The sequence below is a fragment of the Aeromonas sp. QDB31 genome (assembly GCF_027707605.1).
In the GTDB taxonomy this organism is placed as follows: domain Bacteria; phylum Pseudomonadota; class Gammaproteobacteria; order Enterobacterales; family Aeromonadaceae; genus Aeromonas; species Aeromonas media.
The window spans coordinates 22,928-38,749 of the sequence record NZ_JAPCIX010000012.1 but is presented as its reverse complement, the minus strand read 5'-3'; the positions used below and the strand labels follow the sequence as shown (position 1 = coordinate 38,749).

General features: G+C 60.8%; 13 protein-coding genes and 4 tRNA genes. 7 read left to right on the top strand and 10 right to left on the bottom strand.

What is annotated here, in order from left to right; genetic code table 11:
• Positions 1 to 118 precede the first annotated feature (118 nt).
• From PG898_RS13395 to PG898_RS13385, 3 genes are read right to left on the bottom strand one after another with little or no spacing between them, the layout of a single operon-like run.
• A complete protein-coding gene (locus PG898_RS13395; protein WP_270824387.1) occupies positions 119 to 3,199 on the bottom strand; it encodes a multidrug efflux RND transporter permease subunit in 3,081 nt (1,026 codons plus the stop codon).
• Between the two features lie 15 nt (positions 3,200 to 3,214).
• Complete coding sequence (locus PG898_RS13390) at positions 3,215 to 4,321, bottom strand: efflux RND transporter periplasmic adaptor subunit (protein WP_270824388.1); 1,107 nt, start codon at positions 4,319 to 4,321, stop codon at positions 3,215 to 3,217.
• Complete coding sequence (locus tag PG898_RS13385; protein ID WP_042650651.1) at positions 4,318 to 4,908, bottom strand: TetR/AcrR family transcriptional regulator; 591 nt, start codon at positions 4,906 to 4,908, stop codon at positions 4,318 to 4,320. The genes PG898_RS13390 and PG898_RS13385 overlap by 4 nt, the downstream gene beginning before the upstream one ends.
• Before the next feature lie 258 nt (positions 4,909 to 5,166).
• On the opposite strand from PG898_RS13385, the gene PG898_RS13380 reads away from it, so the two are divergent.
• The 5 genes from PG898_RS13380 to PG898_RS13360 all read left to right on the top strand — a co-directional run bounded on the left by PG898_RS13380 (position 5,167) and on the right by PG898_RS13360 (position 6,286).
• Positions 5,167 to 5,243, top strand: a tRNA-Arg gene (locus tag PG898_RS13380).
• A 49-nt stretch (positions 5,244 to 5,292) separates the two neighbouring features.
• Positions 5,293 to 5,368: transfer RNA gene (locus PG898_RS13375), tRNA-His, on the top strand.
• A gap of 20 nt (positions 5,369 to 5,388) precedes the next feature.
• Positions 5,389 to 5,474 (top strand) — tRNA-Leu (locus PG898_RS13370).
• 58 nt (positions 5,475 to 5,532) lie between these two features.
• A tRNA-Pro gene (locus PG898_RS13365) sits at positions 5,533 to 5,609 on the top strand.
• A gap of 173 nt (positions 5,610 to 5,782) precedes the next feature.
• Positions 5,783 to 6,286 (top strand): RICIN domain-containing protein, encoded by a 504-nt coding sequence (locus PG898_RS13360; protein WP_270824389.1) that lies wholly within the window; start codon positions 5,783 to 5,785, stop codon positions 6,284 to 6,286.
• Positions 6,287 to 6,348: 62 nt separating this feature from the next.
• Here the strand turns inward: PG898_RS13360 and PG898_RS13355 are convergent, their stop codons facing one another.
• The 7 genes from PG898_RS13355 to PG898_RS13325 all read right to left on the bottom strand — a co-directional run bounded on the left by PG898_RS13355 (position 6,349) and on the right by PG898_RS13325 (position 13,935).
• Positions 6,349 to 7,152, bottom strand: a complete 804-nt coding sequence (locus PG898_RS13355) for a Cof-type HAD-IIB family hydrolase (RefSeq protein WP_041207118.1) — start codon at positions 7,150 to 7,152, stop codon at positions 6,349 to 6,351.
• Between the two features lie 195 nt (positions 7,153 to 7,347).
• On the bottom strand, positions 7,348 to 8,388 hold the full coding sequence (locus PG898_RS13350) for an alpha/beta fold hydrolase (RefSeq protein ID WP_270824390.1): 1,041 nt from the start codon (positions 8,386 to 8,388) through the stop codon (positions 7,348 to 7,350).
• Positions 8,378 to 9,124 (bottom strand): tRNA (guanosine(18)-2'-O)-methyltransferase TrmH, encoded by a 747-nt coding sequence (gene trmH / locus PG898_RS13345; protein ID WP_270824392.1) that lies wholly within the window; start codon positions 9,122 to 9,124, stop codon positions 8,378 to 8,380. Before trmH ends, PG898_RS13350 begins: the two co-directional genes overlap by 11 nt.
• Positions 9,125 to 9,344: 220 nt before the next feature.
• Positions 9,345 to 11,462 (bottom strand): bifunctional GTP diphosphokinase/guanosine-3',5'-bis pyrophosphate 3'-pyrophosphohydrolase, encoded by a 2,118-nt coding sequence (gene spoT / locus PG898_RS13340; protein WP_005326354.1) that lies wholly within the window; start codon positions 11,460 to 11,462, stop codon positions 9,345 to 9,347.
• 135 nt (positions 11,463 to 11,597) lie between these two features.
• On the bottom strand, positions 11,598 to 11,873 hold the full coding sequence (gene rpoZ, locus PG898_RS13335) for a DNA-directed RNA polymerase subunit omega (RefSeq protein WP_005307060.1): 276 nt from the start codon (positions 11,871 to 11,873) through the stop codon (positions 11,598 to 11,600).
• A 79-nt stretch (positions 11,874 to 11,952) separates the two neighbouring features.
• Entirely contained in the window at positions 11,953 to 12,579 is a 627-nt protein-coding gene (gene gmk, locus PG898_RS13330) for a guanylate kinase (protein ID WP_005326356.1), read from the bottom strand.
• A gap of 300 nt (positions 12,580 to 12,879) precedes the next feature.
• Positions 12,880 to 13,935 carry a glycosyltransferase family 9 protein gene (locus tag PG898_RS13325; RefSeq protein WP_270824393.1) on the bottom strand — a complete coding sequence of 352 codons (1,056 nt, stop codon included), beginning with the start codon at positions 13,933 to 13,935 and terminating at the stop codon, positions 12,880 to 12,882.
• Between the two features lie 140 nt (positions 13,936 to 14,075).
• Between PG898_RS13325 and PG898_RS13320 the strand changes: the two genes are divergently transcribed.
• Both PG898_RS13320 and PG898_RS13315 read left to right on the top strand, forming a co-directional pair.
• Positions 14,076 to 14,780: a 3-deoxy-D-manno-octulosonic acid kinase gene (locus PG898_RS13320; RefSeq protein WP_042650680.1), complete on the top strand. Its 705-nt coding sequence runs from the start codon at positions 14,076 to 14,078 to the stop codon at positions 14,778 to 14,780.
• Between the two features lie 131 nt (positions 14,781 to 14,911).
• On the top strand, positions 14,912 to 15,775 hold the full coding sequence (locus PG898_RS13315) for a GGDEF domain-containing protein (protein ID WP_270824394.1): 864 nt from the start codon (positions 14,912 to 14,914) through the stop codon (positions 15,773 to 15,775).
• The last annotated feature ends 47 nt before the right edge of the window (positions 15,776 to 15,822 follow it).

Sequence of the window (15,822 nt, the reverse complement as noted above, 5' to 3'; positions counted from 1 at the left end):
ATCCTTGCGGTCTGGATTGCGAACGGCTTAGTTTAACTGCTTCATGGACTCATGTCGTGGGTCATGAAATGGATAAAAACAAGGCCCCTTTCGGGGCCTTGTTGGTGTCGGCTGAGGATCAATGACTTCCCTTTGCCTTGGCCGGAATGGACTCGTCGAATTCCGGCAGCGGTTTGTGTTCGGAGGCCAGGAAGGTGTAGATCACCGGCAGCACGAACAGGGTGAACAGGGTGCCGATGGCCAGACCCGCCACGATCACGATGCCGATGCTGAAGCGCTGGGCCGCGCCCGCACCTGCCGCATAGAGCAGCGGGATCAGACCGGCGATCATGGCCGCCGTGGTCATCAGGATGGGACGCAGACGCACCTTGGCGGCCTGCATCACGGCCTGCATCCGGTTCATGCCGTGCAGCAGCTGCTCCTCCTTCGCCACCTCGCAGATCAGAATACCGTGCTTGGTGATCAGACCAACGAGCGTGATGAGACCCACCTGGGAGTAAATGTTCATGGTGGCCATGCCCCATGCCAGGGCAATCAGCGCCCCGCTGATGGCCAGCGGCACCGACACCATGATGACCAGAGGATCACGTACCGACTCGAACTGGATGGCCAGCACCAGGAAGATGATGGCCAGCGCCAGTGCGAAGGTGGCGTACAGGGCGTTGCCTTCGGTCACGAACTGGCGGGCTTCCCCCATGAAGTCGTAACGATAGCCTTGCGGTAGCTTCTCTTCGGCGGTGGCCTTGAACCAGTTGATCGCATCCCCCATGGCCACACCCGGTGCCGGTACGGCGCCTATGGTGGCGGAGTTCAGCTGGTTGAAGTGGGGCAGGGCGCGGGGCTCGCCAACCACTTCAATCTTGATCAGACTGCCCAGCGGGATCGACTTGCCGTCAGCGGCGCGCACGTAATAACCCTTGATGGACTCGGGGTTGAGGCGGTACTTGCGTTCCACCTGCGGGATCACCTCGTAGGAGCGGCCATCCAGATCGATCCGGTTGACGTAGCCGTCTGCCATCATGGTGCCCATGGTGGTCCCGATGTCCTGCATGGTGATGCCGTAGGCACCCGCCTTGTCCTTGTCGATGCTGATCTTCATGGTGGCCGAATCGTAGTTCAGATCGAGATCCGAATAGACGAACTGGCCGTTGGCCTGGGTCGCCGCCAGCATCTCACCCGCGATCAGGAACAGGCTCTCGAAGCTGTTCGGGGTGGTGATGACGAACTGGATGGGCAGGCCGCTGGAGGCCCCCGGCAGTTCGGGGAACTGGAAGGTGGTGATGGCCATCCCGGGGATGTCCTTCACCAGGCCGGCCACTCGATCCAGCACCTCTTTCTGGCTCGCCTCACGCTGGCTCCAGGGCACCATGGAGGCGATGCCGAAGGCCTGGTTGGCGTTGAACACCCCGGAGAAGACCTGGGAGTAGGCGATTTCGGGCTGGTCATCCAGGACCTTGTTCACGTCCACCATGGTGTTTTCGATGTAGTCCAGGTTGGCATTGGACGGTGCCGTCCCCAGCACGGCCATGACCCCCTTGTCCTCGGACGGGGCCAGCTCGCTCGGGATGAACTTGAACAGCAGCGGCAGGCTGCCGAACACGATGACGGCGAACAGGATGACCACGATGCGCTTTTGCATCACGGCATGCAGCATGCTGTCGTAGCGGGCCGTCATCCGATCCAGCAGGTGATGTACCGTGCTCTCGAACTTGCTCGGGGTCTCGTTGGCCCTGAGCATCTTGGCGCACATCATGGGTGACAGGGTCAGGGCGATGATGCCGGAGACGAACACCGCCCCCGCCAGGGTCAGCGCGAACTCCTTGAACAGGGAGCCGGTGATGCCCCCCATCAGGGCGATGGGCGCGTACACCGCAGCCAGGGTCACCGTCATGGCGATGACCGGCACGGCGATTTCACGAGTACCTATGATGGCGGCCCGGAACGGCTCTTCCCCCTCCTTGATGTGGCGGTCGACGTTCTCCAGCACCACGATGGCGTCATCCACCACTAGGCCGATGGCGAGCACCATGGCCAGCAGGGTCATCAGGTTGATGGAGAAACCGAACATGTCCATCATCATCACCACGCCGATGAGACTCAGCGGGATTGTGATGATGGGGATGATGACGGCCCGGAAGGAGCCGAGGAACAGGGTGATCACCACCAGTACGATGGCGGCCGCCTCCAGTATGGTCTTGATGACCTCGTGGATGGACTCGTTGATGGCGATGGTGGAGTCATACAGGATGTTGACCTGCATGGTGCTCGGCATGTTGCTCTTCAGGCTGGGCAGCAGCTCCAGCACATCGTGGGCGATGTTGATGGGGTTGGCGGTCGGCGCGGCATTGATGGCAAGCACCACGGCCTCACGGCCGTTGGCGCTGGCGCGATAGATGTCGTGGCTCTTCTCCAGCGACACCTTGGCGATGTCGGAGAGGCGGATCACCTTGCCATCCCGGGTCGCTACGACCAGGCGCTTGAGTTCATCGGTATTGCTGACCTGGGTCTCGGCATTGCCGTTGAACAGGGTGAAATAGCCGGTGGCCTGACCGGTGGCGGACTGATAGTTGTTGCTGTTGAGCACCGTCATCACGTCGCTGGCGGTCAGATCGAAGGCGGCCATCTTGGCCGGATCCAGCCACACCCGCAGGGCAAACTCGACCCCGCCGTAGAGGTCCACCTTGGACACCCCGCCTACGGTAAACAGCTGGGGCTTGATGACCCGCTCCAGGTAGTCGGTGATCTGGCTGGAGTTCAGCTCAGGGCTGGTGAAGCCCATGTAGAGCACCGCCGTGGTGGAACCCGTGGAGGAGGTGACCGAAGGGTCTTCCGCCTCTTTGGGCAACTGGGATCGTACCGAGTTGACCTTGGCCAGGATGTCGGACAGCGCGGCGTTGGGGTCGGTGTTCAGCTTCATGTAGGCCGTCACCGTGGAGCTGCCCAGCTGGCTGGAGGAGGTCATGAAGTCGATGTTATCGGCTTGCGCAACCGCCTGCTCCAGCGGCTGGGTGATGAAGCCCTGGATCAGATCCGAGCTGGCGCCATAGTAGCTGGTGTTGACCGTGATGACGGTGTTGATCACCTCGGGGTATTCCCGCACCTGCATCTTGAAGATGGCCTGGAAGCCCAGCAGGGCTATCAGGAAGCTGAGCGAGATCGCCAGCACCGGCCGTTTTATGAATATGTCAGTAAATCGCATCGCAGATCTCCGCGCTTACAGCATCGGGGTTTGTGCCGGAACGGCAAGGGCATCGTTGTCGACCACGTGCACCTTGGTATCGTTGCTCAGGCGAACCTGGCCCGACAGCACGATTTGATCGCCAGCCTTGATGCCGGACAACACATGGACATCATTGCCGCGACGCTCGCCCGCCTTGACTACCACCTGCTTGGCGCGTTTCACGCCGTCTGCCTCATGGATGACATAGACGTTCTCGCCATACAGGGTGAAGGAGATGGCAGACTGCGGGATCACTATCTGGTCTTTCACCGTGGGCAGAATGATGCTGGCACGGGCGAACATGCCGGAGCGCAGTTGGCCGCCGTTGTTCGGGATGCTGGCCTGTACCTGGATCAGGCCGCTCTGGTAGTTGACCGCTGGCTCTATGGCGGTGATCTGACCGTCAAACTGGGTCTGGGGATAGGCATCCACGTTGATCTTGATGGTCTGGCCGAGGGAAATCTTGGAGATGTCGGTCTGAGGCACGGTGAAGCGCAGGCGCATCACGCTGGTGTCTTCCAACCGCACGATCTCGGTACCGGGTTCCAGATACTGGCCGAGGAAGACGTTGCGCAGACCCACGACACCACCGAAGGGGGCGCGGACTTCGCGGCGGTTAATGGTGCCCTTCAGGCTCTCGATGTCCGCCTCCAGGGAGCGGTAGGCGGCTTCGGCGTCATCCAGTTGATCGCGGGAGATGGAGTTTTTCTGGTACAGGTTCTGATAGCGTTGGAACTTGGCTCGAGCCGCAGGCAGTCTGGCCTGGGAGGAGTTCAGGTTGGCTTTTTCCACGCTGGAATCCAGGCTCAGCAGCAGTTGATCCGCCTTGACCTGTGCCCCGGATTCGAAGCTGATCTTGTCGATGGTGCCTGCCAGCTCACTGGAGAGGGTGACCCCCTGGTTCGGCTCGATGAAGCCGATCGCTTCTATGGTGGGGACCCAGTCTTGCGCCTTGGTCACCATGGCGGTCACCGGGAACTCTGGCTCGGGTCGATTGGCCATGAACTCTGCAATCTTCTTCTGTTTGAACATATTGAAGCCGATGACACTGCCGAACAGGGCGAGTGCTATCAGCAACATGATGGCCATCCACTTTTTCATGAACAGGCTCCTGTGATGGAATGATTAGGGTTTAAAATGGCATTCCAGCTGGCTCGGATGACCGTCTCCAGCTGTTCTTGCGTCAATACAAAATCGTGAACCCGGCGTTGCTGTGCCAGGTTGGCCACGCAATCCAGACTCAATGCCTGTAGCACCAGGACGGGGAGATCAATGAACAATCCCTGCTGGCGTCCCTGCTCGAAGAAGCGCTCAAGTGGCGCCCACGTCGCCATTATGACCGGATCCCGCTCCAATTCAGCCCCCAATGGAGAACTTTCGTACTGCAATTTGCACTTGAGTGCGTTGGGATAGTTGGTGAAGATGGCGTCGATATTGAGCCAGAGGCGTCGATACTGACGATATGACACCTCCTCTATTTGCACCCCCTCCATGATCTGGGGATGACACTTGAGAATGGTGTGCAGGTAGAGTTGGCGGACAAGATCATCCTTGTCGCTGAAGTAGCGATAGATGGTCCCGGCCGCGACCTTGGCTTTCTTGGCAACCATGGCGATGGAGAGGCCGTAGAAGCCCTGCTCGCCGAGGATCTCGTGAGCCGCCTCGAAGATGCGTTCTTTCTTATCCATGGTGATCAGATTTCGGTGACTGAATGAACGTTCATTCATTCTAGGTGGAGGAGAGGACAAGTCAAGGGATGCCAGTCAGTTTACTGCAAGATGAGTATGCACAAGCGGGTCACGTGAAGATGATTTGGCTCGAAAGCGTGAAGAATAGGTATAAAACTGCACAAAGAGATTGAAAAACAATCGCTTGATTCCTTGTGACAAAAAAAGAGTAGACAAGGTGGGCGCCATCATCAATAATGCGCCCCGTTCGACAGCGTAGCGCCCGTAGCTCAGCTGGATAGAGCGCTGCCCTCCGGAGGCAGAGGTCACAGGTTCGAATCCTGTCGGGCGCACCATCAACGTGCGCCGGTTAAGCGGGCGTTGTTGTGGAACAAAACAGCTGTGGTGGCTGTAGCTCAGTTGGTAGAGTCCCGGATTGTGATTCCGGTTGTCGTGGGTTCGAGCCCCATCAGCCACCCCATTTTACAGCTTGTCAGGTATGCGAAGGTGGCGGAATTGGTAGACGCGCTAGCTTCAGGTGTTAGTGCCCCCCGGGTGTGAGGGTTCGAGTCCCTCTCTTCGCACCATACTTGCTGTATGACGAGGATGACCAGATGGTCATCTTTGTATTTTGGAAATACCCATCGGTGATTAGCGCAGCCCGGTAGCGCATCTGGTTTGGGACCAGAGGGTCAAAGGTTCGAATCCTTTATCACCGACCACATTATGAAAACCCCGCTTCGGCGGGGTTTTTGCTTTTCTGCGTATCTATACCTTTGTCACCTCTGCTTACATTTCTGCAGGCGCCTGTTCGCCATGGGTTCGTTATGCTTGGCCGGGAGCCACGAGAATAGTGGATACTCACGACCCACTCAGACACAGGCCTACGCACCTCATGCCCTTTCATATCCGATTGCTTGCCCTGATGGCACTGCTGCTCGGCGGTTGTGTCTTGCCGCCGAGACCAGAGAACCTGCTGCTGGGGGCTGCCCCCAGGTCCACACCGGTGCCCCCGGCCACCCTGGTGACCGACGGTGGCTTCTGCGTGGCCCTGAACGAGCAGGGCCACCTGCTCACCCAGCCTTGCGATCAGGGGCCCAACCAGCTGTTTAGCTGGGATGCGGGAGCCTTGCTGCTGGCGCAGGGCTGCCTGATCGCCACGGGCACAGACGGCCTTGTCGTGGAAGGGTGCGAGAATGACAGCCACCAATGGCAGTGGCAGGGGGATCGTCTGTTCAACCGACAGGTGTCACTGTGCCTGGATGTGGCCGGTCGTCGCCACAGATCCGCCGTGCCGTTGCGGCTGGCCGAGTGCTACGGTGGCGCCAATCAGAGCTTCACCTGGACGCCGACCAGCAGCCTGCTGGAGCGTCTGATGCCCCCCAGCTCGATATGGTGAGGATACCAAGAATGTAAGAAGGGTGGTCTATAGACCACCCTTTTGCACTCATGGCGAGGAGATCAGGCGACAACGGGGGCGAATAGTCGCTCCAGATAAACGGCGACGCCATCCTCGTCCGAGCTCAGGGTTTGATCATGGTTCGGCAGGGCAAGCTTGAGGCGATCATGGGCGTTGCCCATCACCACACCGCGGCCCACCATGCTCAGCATCTCGAAGTCATTCATTCCATCCCCGAAGGCGACCGCCTGGGACATCTCAAGCCCATGCTGTTCCAGCACGGCGCGCACGGCATTGCCCTTGTGTACCCCGGCGTGCATCACTTCGAGGCAATCCGGCAGGGAGAAGGTGACGTTGATCCGATCACCATAACGCTGGTTTAGCTCTGCCTCTATCTGCAGCAGTTTCTCGTGTTCGCCGATGTAGAAGACCTTGTTGATCTTGTCCAGCGGGTGACTGGCGAGATCGGTCAGGCGATAGCTGAAGCCGGAGTCGTGATGGAACTGCAGCAGCCAGGGCATCTCCTCTTCCACCAGCCACTCGTCGCCGTAGTAGACGTTGATGTGGATGGAGGGGTCGCGCTCCAGCGCGATCAGCTCGGCCGCCACCGTGCTCGGCAGTGCCTGGTTGAAGACGAGAGAGTCCTGCTTGTCGTGCACCACGGCGCCGTTGGAGGTGATGAGGTAGATATCCAGCCCCAGCGCATCGCGGATGCTGCGCACATCCACATGGTGACGGCCGGTGGCCACCACGAACTTGATCCCCTGATCCACCAGACGGTGCAGGGTATCCCGGGTGCGGGGGGAGATCTGGTGCTGCCCGTTGAGCAGGGTACCATCGAGATCGGACACAACTACCTTGAACATCATTACCTCGGCATCAGTGGAACGCCGGGGCAGTGTACCCCAGCGTCCGGTGTGGCCCCATTTATTTAGGGATCCAAAAAATAACCAGTCCTGGGGTCTGATGCCGTGCCGGTGCAGACTGCGCCTGGGTGGCAAGTGACGCCATACTGGACGCAGGACGCTGGCCAAGCCCCTGGCAAGTCATGCAACTGGCCACTAGAAGCGGGCGAAGAAGTCCAGGGTCGCGGTCAGGGCTGGCAGGCGCTGGGCATCGGCCTCGATGAACAGCTCGTGCCATGCCCCCTCGATCCGCAGCGGCTTGCCCCCTTCACACTGGAGCCGGTCACAGAAGCTGTCCTGGGCCTGGTTATCGACAATGCCGTCTTCCCCGGCCTGGATCAGCAGCAGCGGCGTCTTGATCCTGTCTGCCTCCGCGATGGCGGCATCCCCGGCCTTGATGCCCTCGCGGATCCAGTGGGCCGTCACCCCACCCAGCTTGATCTGCGGATGCTGCTCATAGAGCTGGCGGAATGCCTGGTAGCGGGACTCGCTGTGGCTCAGGCCGTTGTCGGCAAATTCATGGGAGACATAGCCGGTCTGGCCCGGGCCATAGGGGGGCTCGCCCCACCAGCTGCCGACCGTATCCATGGTGGCCGCCAGCCCCTGGGCCAGCCACTTGGGCAGGCCGCCGAGGTTGATGCCCATCATGGGGGAGGAGAGCACGGCCGCCTCGACATCATCCGGCCAGCGCTCCAGATAGCGGGCCGAGATGGCGCCGCCCATGGAGTGGGCCAGCAGGAACAGCTTGGCGGGTTTGTCCGCCAGTATGACCTGGTCATGGAACTGCTTCAGATCCAGCACATAGTCGTCGAAGTCGGCGACATAGCCTTTCTCCTTGTCGGCCAGCAGGCGATCCGACAGCCCCTGGCCGCGGTGGTCGATCAGATAGAGGCTGTAGCCCTGACGCCACAGATCCCAGGCCAGCTCCTGATACTTGAGGTAGCTCTCGACCCGGCCGTTGACGAGGAGGATGGCCCTGTCCACCTTGGTCTGGCGCAGGGCGGCATAGCGGATGGTCACCCCGTCCTTGCCCTTGAACTCCCCCGGGGCGGCATGGTCGCGCCAGAAATCCGGCAGCGTCTGTTGATGGAGGGCGGGGACGTCGGCTTCTGTGGTCAGCTGATAGGGATTGGTCACGGCAAGGGCTCCGGCAGAAAACAGGGTCAGGGCCAGCAGGGGCAGAGCGTTAAACTTCATCGGTTGGATACTCCATATCCAGGGGATCGTCCTGTTGTGCGGCCCAGCCCTTGCGGGTCAGCTGCATCCGTTGCCACCAGGCTTCGTCTGCCAGGATCTCGCCGGCCGGGCCAAGCTGGGGATAAGGCATCTCTTTCTCTTTGCAGAGCTGGGCATAGATGGGGTAGCCCCCCTCGAACAGTATGCTGTTCTGCTCTTGTGGGTCGAGCGGGCAGCCGCGCTGATAGCAGCCGGCCAGCTCGCGCTGGCGCTGGGCTTCGTACAGTATGGCGGCGGCGGCCACTGAGACGTTGAGGGACTGCACCATGCCCACCATGGGAATGACGATATGGTGATCGGCCAGGGCTAGCGCCTCTTCCCCTATGCCGTGCTTCTCCTGGCCCACCAGGATGGCGGTCGGCTTGGTGTAGTCGATGGCGCGAAAATCCACCGAGCTCTCCGAGAGATGGGTCGCCAGGATCTGCATGCCGGAGGCTTTCAGTTCGGCCACGGCGCTGCCGATGTCCGGGTGCAGCTTGACGTCGACCCAGTTCTGGCTGCCGCGGGCGGTGCCCTTGCGCTTGTGGATCCAGGTCTTGGGCCAGACGGCGTGAACCCGATGGATGCCGATGGCATCGGCGGTGCGCACTATGGCGGCCAGGTTGTGAGGCTTGTGGACCTCTTCCATGCAGACAGTGAGATCGAGCTGGCGTTGGGCCAGCATGTCGGAGATCCGTTTAAAGCGTTCAGGTGTCATGTCAGTTTCTATCGAGTGAGGCTTGTGGACGTCTTTCCAGGCATGCAGACGGTCAAATCGAGTTGGCGCTGGGCCAGCATGTCGGAGATCCGTTTAAAGCGTTCAGGAGTCATATCGGTTTCTATGTCGTGAGGCTGGTGCACGCAACAAGGCCGGTGGCCTGCTGCATGGGGCCATGAGTGTCTCTTGAAAAGCAGCAGGCGGCTCGCGCCGCCTGTGTTCAGTTTTTCTGTCGGCTCACCCTGAGCACATTGGGCATCACCCGGATCTTGCGCATGATGTTGGCAAGGTGGATGCGGCTCTTGGTGGTGATGAGCAGGGTGACCAGATAGACCCGGCCATCCTTCTCTTCTGTGCTGATGGCGTGGATGTTGGCGCCGGTGGCAGCAATCACGTTGGCCAGCTCCGCCAGGGCACCCTGGTGGTTGACGATTTCGATGCTGATGCCGGTACGGAATTCCTGTTCCTGCTCCTTGTCCACTTCCCACTGCACCGGCAGGTACTTGTCCGGTTCGCGGCTGTAACCCTTGATGTTGCGGCAGGACTCCTGGTGAATGACCAGTCCCTTGCCCGGGCTGATGTGGGCGATGATGGCATCCCCGGGGATCGGACGACAGCAGTTCGCGAAGGTGACCAGCATGCCGTCGGCCCCCTTGATGGGCATCTTCTTGCTGCTGGATTTCGGCTGTTCTTCCGGGGGCAGCTCGTCACCCAGCATGCGGCGCGCCACCATGACGCTCATGGCATTGCCCAGTCCGACGTCGGCCAGCAGGCCCTGCAGGTTCTCGTGCTTGGTGTCGGCCAGCACCTGCTTGATGCGCGGCTCGGGAATGTCTTCGATGTTCTTGGCGCCCAGTGCATGGTTGAGCAGACGACGACCCAGCACCACCGACTCTTCGGTGCGCAGGTTCTTGAGGAACTGGCGGATCTTGGAGCGTGCCTTGGTGGTCACCACGAAGTTGAGCCAGGCTGCGTTGGGGCGGGCGCCCGGCGCCGTGATGATCTCCACCGTCTGACCCGAATGCAGCGGGCTGCTGAGCGGATAGGGGTGGCGGTCGACCCGGGAGCCGACGCAGGCGTGACCGATGTCGGTGTGCACCGTGTAGGCGAAGTCCACCGGGGTGGCGCCGGCGGGCAGCTCCATGATGCGGCCCTCCGGGGTGAACACGTAGATCTCGTCGGGGAAGAGGTCGGTCTTGACCCCTTCGATGAATTCAAAGGAGCTGCCGGCGCTCTGTTGCAACTCCAGCAGGCTCTGCATCCAGCGCTGGGCGCGGATCTGGGCCGTGGTGCCCGAGCTGTCACCATCCTGCTTGTAGGCCCAGTGGGCGGCGACACCCTTGTCGGCCATCTGATCCATGAACTCGGTACGGATCTGCACCTCCACCGGCACCCCGTGCGGCCCCACCAATGAGGTGTGCAAAGACTGGTAGCCGTTGCTCTTGGGGATGGCGATGTAGTCCTTGAAGCGACCAGGACGCGGTTTGTAGAGGCTGTGCATCTGCCCCAACACCCGGTAACAGGTATCTATGTCCTTCACTCTCACTCTGAAAGCATAGATATCCATCACTTCGTGGAATTGCAGTTCTTTCTTCTCCATCTTGTTGTAGATGGAGAACAGGTTCTTCTCACGGCCGCTGACCTGGGCATCGATACCGGCCTCGCGCAGGCGACCCTCAATCTCGCTCTGGATGGAGTCGATGATCTCGCGGCGGTTGCCGCGGGCGCGGCGCACCGATTCGCGCAGCACGCGGGATCGCATCGGATAGAGCGCCTCGAAGCCCAGCTCTTCCAGCTCGTTCTTCATGGTATGAATACCGAGGCGGTTGGCGATGGGGGCGAAGATCTCGAGGGTTTCCCGGGCGATGCGGCGACGCTTGTCCGGCCGCAATGAGCCGAGCGTGCGCATGTTGTGGGTGCGGTCGGCGAGCTTGATCAGGATGACCCGGATGTCCTGGGTCATGGCCATCACCATCTTGCGGAAGTTTTCGGCCTGGGCTTCCTTGCGATCGCGGAACTTCAGCTTGTCGAGCTTGGAGACGCCGGAGACCAGCTCTGCAACGGCGTTGCCGAACAGCTCGGCGAGATCGTCTTTGGTGACCGGGGTATCTTCGATGACATCGTGCAGCACGGCGGCCATCAGGGTTTCGTGATCGAGTCGCATGTCGCCAAGAATGCGAGCAACCGCAACCGGGTGGGTGATATAAGGCTCGCCGCTGGAACGCATCTGTCCCTGGTGAGCGTCACGGGCCACCACATAGGCTTGCCTGAGCTTCTCAACCTGCTCGGAAGGCAGGTAGGAACTGGCTATTTCTTTAAGGTTTTCAAATAAATACAAGACAGTCCCCGCAGCGGTGAAACGACAATCCGTAGAATTGAGGGTATGCCCTCGAGTTTGCGAGGTTTTCGAGCGGTTGTAAATGGGAAGAACAGTCGGCGCCCGGGCGGGCGCCGACCATGAGAAATGACTGACTTAACCGCGGCCTTCGGCGATGGCAGCAACGGCAGCCAGCTCGGCGGCTTCCTGCTCTTGCTGCTCGTAGCGGTCCTGGGTATCCATTACCTGGTTGTTGACCAGACCCAGTTCGATCTCGCGCAGGGCGATCACGGTCGGCTTGTCGTTCTCTTCGTCGACCAGGGGATCTTTGCCTTGTACCGCGATTTGACGGGCGCGGCGTGCGGCGACCAGCACCAGGTCAAAACGGTTACCTACCTGTTTTACAGCATCTTCTACAGTAACGCGTGCCATGCAGGACTCCAGTGTTTGGGCTTTCTGTGTTTGAAAAAGCAGTGTTTAAAAATGACGCAAAAGTTTACTTGTTTTTGGCCTATTCTGCCAGTAGCTGTTGCAGCAAGTTTTGTTGGGCCTGCTGTTGCTGGCGCAATTCCAGCCGCTGGCACTCTATGATGGCCCTGAGCTGGAACAGTGCCTGCTCAAAGTCTTCATTGATAATGACATAGTCATACTCGTCGTAGTGCACCATTTCGGCAATGGCTTTCGCCATTCGGCCGGCGATCACGTCGCTGCTGTCCTGGCCGCGGCCGATCAGGCGGCGCTCCAGCTCTTCCCGGCTCGGGGGCAGGATGAAGATAGACTTGGTCGGCATCTGCTCGCGGATCTGGCGGGCCCCCTGCCAGTCGATGTCGAGGAAGACATCGATGCCTTGGGCCAGACAGGCCTCGATGGCGGCGCGGGAGGTGCCGTAGTAGTTGCCGAACACCTCTGCCCACTCCAGAAAATCGCCGCGCTCGATCAACGCCTTGAACTCTTCCACCTGCACGAAGTGGTAGTGCACTCCGTGCTCTTCGCCGGGGCGGGTGGCGCGGGTGGTGTGGGAGACGGAGAGCTGCATCTTGCCGGCGTCGTTGTGCTGGGTCAGCAAGGCATTGAGCAGGCTGGACTTACCGGCCCCGCTCGGGGAGGAGATGATATAGAGAGTGCCTTGTTGCGCCATGTCTGTACCTTTAAGCGATGACCCGTGTTTTGGTTGTAGCAGAGGCTGCCGTCATGTGCCCGAAAGGGAGACAGTCGCTCGCAAAACGCGGGAAATTCTTGAGTCAGGGGGTTGTAAAGGCGGCGAATGTTAGCAGATGGAGGCGGATAAAAAAACGGCCGGAATCATATTCCAGCCGATCAAAGTATTCGTTGCTTGCTGCGGGAGCGTTACCCACATCGGCCGCTATTCTGCCCCCGGCACCCGGCTCGGGCCATCAGATTATCCCTGCCTCAGGGCTCGGAATTTCCGAGTTGCCCCTCAGCCCGGCAGCTGGCGCTCGGCACAGAGCCTATCGAAGGCGGCGATGACACGTTCGCTGGTTATCTTGCGCATGGCGTCCGGATCCTTGAGACGGGTACGCCAGTCGAGTGCCGCCAGCGGCTTGCCGGTCTCCTGCTCGATCAGCTCCTGATAGACGCTGACCGCATGTGCGCGGCACAGATAGGGGCCGGTGCGATCCGGGTTGTGATGGGCGTAAAGGCCGATCACCGGCGTGCCCGTCAGGGTCGCCATGTGGGTGGGGCCGGTATCGGGGGCCAGCACCAGGCTGGCTTCCTTGATGAGTGCCAGCAGTTGCTTGAGGTTGGTCTGCCCCACCAGATCCACTGGCTTGCTCCGGCTCAGGCGCTGGATGTCGGCAGCCAGATCCCGCTCCAGCCTGGCCGGCCCGCCGCAAAGATAGACCTGAAACCCCTTGCTGGCGGCGTGATCCGCCAGAGCGGCATAGCCTTCGGCGGTCCAGTTCTTGAACGCCTTGCTGGCGGCGGCGCAGATGAGTAGGGTCGGTTTGCCGCCAATCTTCTCCTTTGCCCACGCCTGATGTTCGGCGCTGATGGGCAGTTGCCAGTCCGGGGTCAGATCCCGGATGCCGAGCTCTTTGGCGAAGGCGAGGAAACCATCCAGCACATGGGGGGAGGCAGGGGAAGGCACTTGATGGTTGGTGAATAGCCACTGGCCGTCGTTGGCCCGCGCCTTGTCGAACCCGAGTTTGATCTTTGCTCTGATGCCCAGGGTGGCGATGCTGGCACGCAGGGCAGCCTGCAGGTGGAGCAGGGCATCGAATTTGCGCCCCTTGAGGGTGCGCCAGAGATCACGGTAGCCACGCCAGCCCTTGCTCTTGTCGAAGGGGATCACCTCGACCCCGGGCAGATCGGCAAACAGGGTGGCCTCTATCTTGCCGGTTACCCAGGTGATGCGAGTCTCTGGCCAGGCTCGCTGGATGACGCGCACCAGCGCCAGCGCATGGCAGCAATCCCCGATGGCGGAGAGCCGCAGGATGCAGATGGAGGAGGGCGGCGTTTGGAACAGCGGCATGATGTGGCGCAACGGTGGCAAAATGGATGGATGGCATTATGCAAACTCCCTTGTGGATTGTAAAATTGCGCCAGCTGCCCGACCGGCACAGTCCCCATGACGGGATGCATTGCGCCCCACTATCGACCGGAATACTCATGATGCTGACACAGACCGCCCACAACCAGATCTGCTGGTATGCCGAAGGCGCCTTCCGCGACCCTTCCCCCGCGTTGTTCGATCCGGCCTGGTGGCAGACCCATCGGCAGGTGGTGGGCTCCGCCATAGGCCGCGGAGTGACCTGGTTCGTCAAGGATGAGTCGCGCCACCTGGTGCTGCGCCACTATTATCGCGGCGGCATGGTGGGCAAGCTGGTACGGGATCGCTTCTGGTTCGAAGGGGTGGAATCGAGCCGCGCCATGGCCGAATATCGTCTGCTGGCCCAGTTGAGCGAACAGGGGCTGCCGGTGCCACGGCCATTCGCGGCCCGCATGGTCAAGCAGGGGCCCTTCTATCGCGCCGACATCCTGATCGAGCGTATTCGCGGTGCCAAGGATCTGGTGGCCCTGCTCAAGCAGGGGCCGCTCGCCGACGAGGTGTGGCACAAGGTGGGTCAGACGGTGCGTCGGCTGCACGAGGCCGGGGTCTATCATGCGGATCTCAACAGTCACAACCTGCTGCTCGACAAGGAGGGCAAGGTGTGGGTGATCGATTTTGACAAGGGGGCTATCCGCTCCCCCGGCAGCTGGCAGCAGGCCAATCTGGAACGTTTGCAGCGCTCCTTCAGCAAGGAGTCCCAACTTCACACCAGCTTCCATTTCGTGCCGGAGAACTGGCAAGAGCTGATGAAAGGCTATCAGGGCTGAGGGCGTGGCGGGTGCGGATAAAGGAGCATCTGGGAAAAGCGGGTTGACGCTGTTGCTCGGCGCAATCGCCAATGTTACTTATTGAGTGCTGCTGAATGGGCAGATAGTCAGATCCGGTGTCGAGGCGCGTGATGGAAAGGTATGAGACTCCCGGGGTTGAGGTCATTACCCCGCTTGAGGTGACGCTGATGGCAGAAGCCATGGCGATGCTGGAGGCCGGGATCTGGACCTGGTCGGCCGAACAGGGCCTGAGGCGCGATCCCTCCTGCCTGCAACTGCTGGGGCTGGCGGGGAACGAGTTGGATGACCTCGGCTGGCTGGATAGGGTACACCCGGATGACGGGCCCCGTCTGGGGGAGGCCATCGACGCCTGTCGGGAGGGGCGCAGCAGCGGGTTGCGGCTCGAGTACCGCATCCTGCACCATCAGGGCCACTACATCCGGCTGGAAGAGCGGGTGCGCCGTGACGAACGGGGCCAACTGCTGGGGGTGGTGCGCCATCTGGACGCGGCCATGCCCCAGCTGGACGATCGCCACGATACTGACCCCCTCACCGGGCTCGAGAGCCGCAGCCACTTCGAGTCGCTGCTGGACGAGCGACTGGCCAGCGAGAGCGGCAGCTTCTGCCTGCTGCAGTTCACCGTGGATCACCGCAGCAAGATATTGCAGCTGTTTGGCGAGGCCACCTGCGACGCCATGCTTGCCAAGCTGGCCCGTATAGTACGCCGTGAATTGCGGCGGGAAGATCCCTTCGCCCGCTGGGATGAGGACGGTTTCATCCTGATGCTGTCCCAGACCGATCGGCTGAGCGGTCTCGAGATTGCCGAACGGTTGCGTCTCGAGATCGCCGATGCCAGCCTGTTGCCCGAGCGGCCGGTGACCGTCAGCATAGGCCTGGTGCAGAGCCAGAACGCCGAGCAGCTCGATCACCTGCTGGCCCGGCTGGCCTCCTGCCACGGCCAGGCCAGACGGGAACGCAACACTGTGGTTGGCTGATTTTTAGTCAGCGCTCACTCACCCGCTGACGCCTGTGGGTCAAAGGA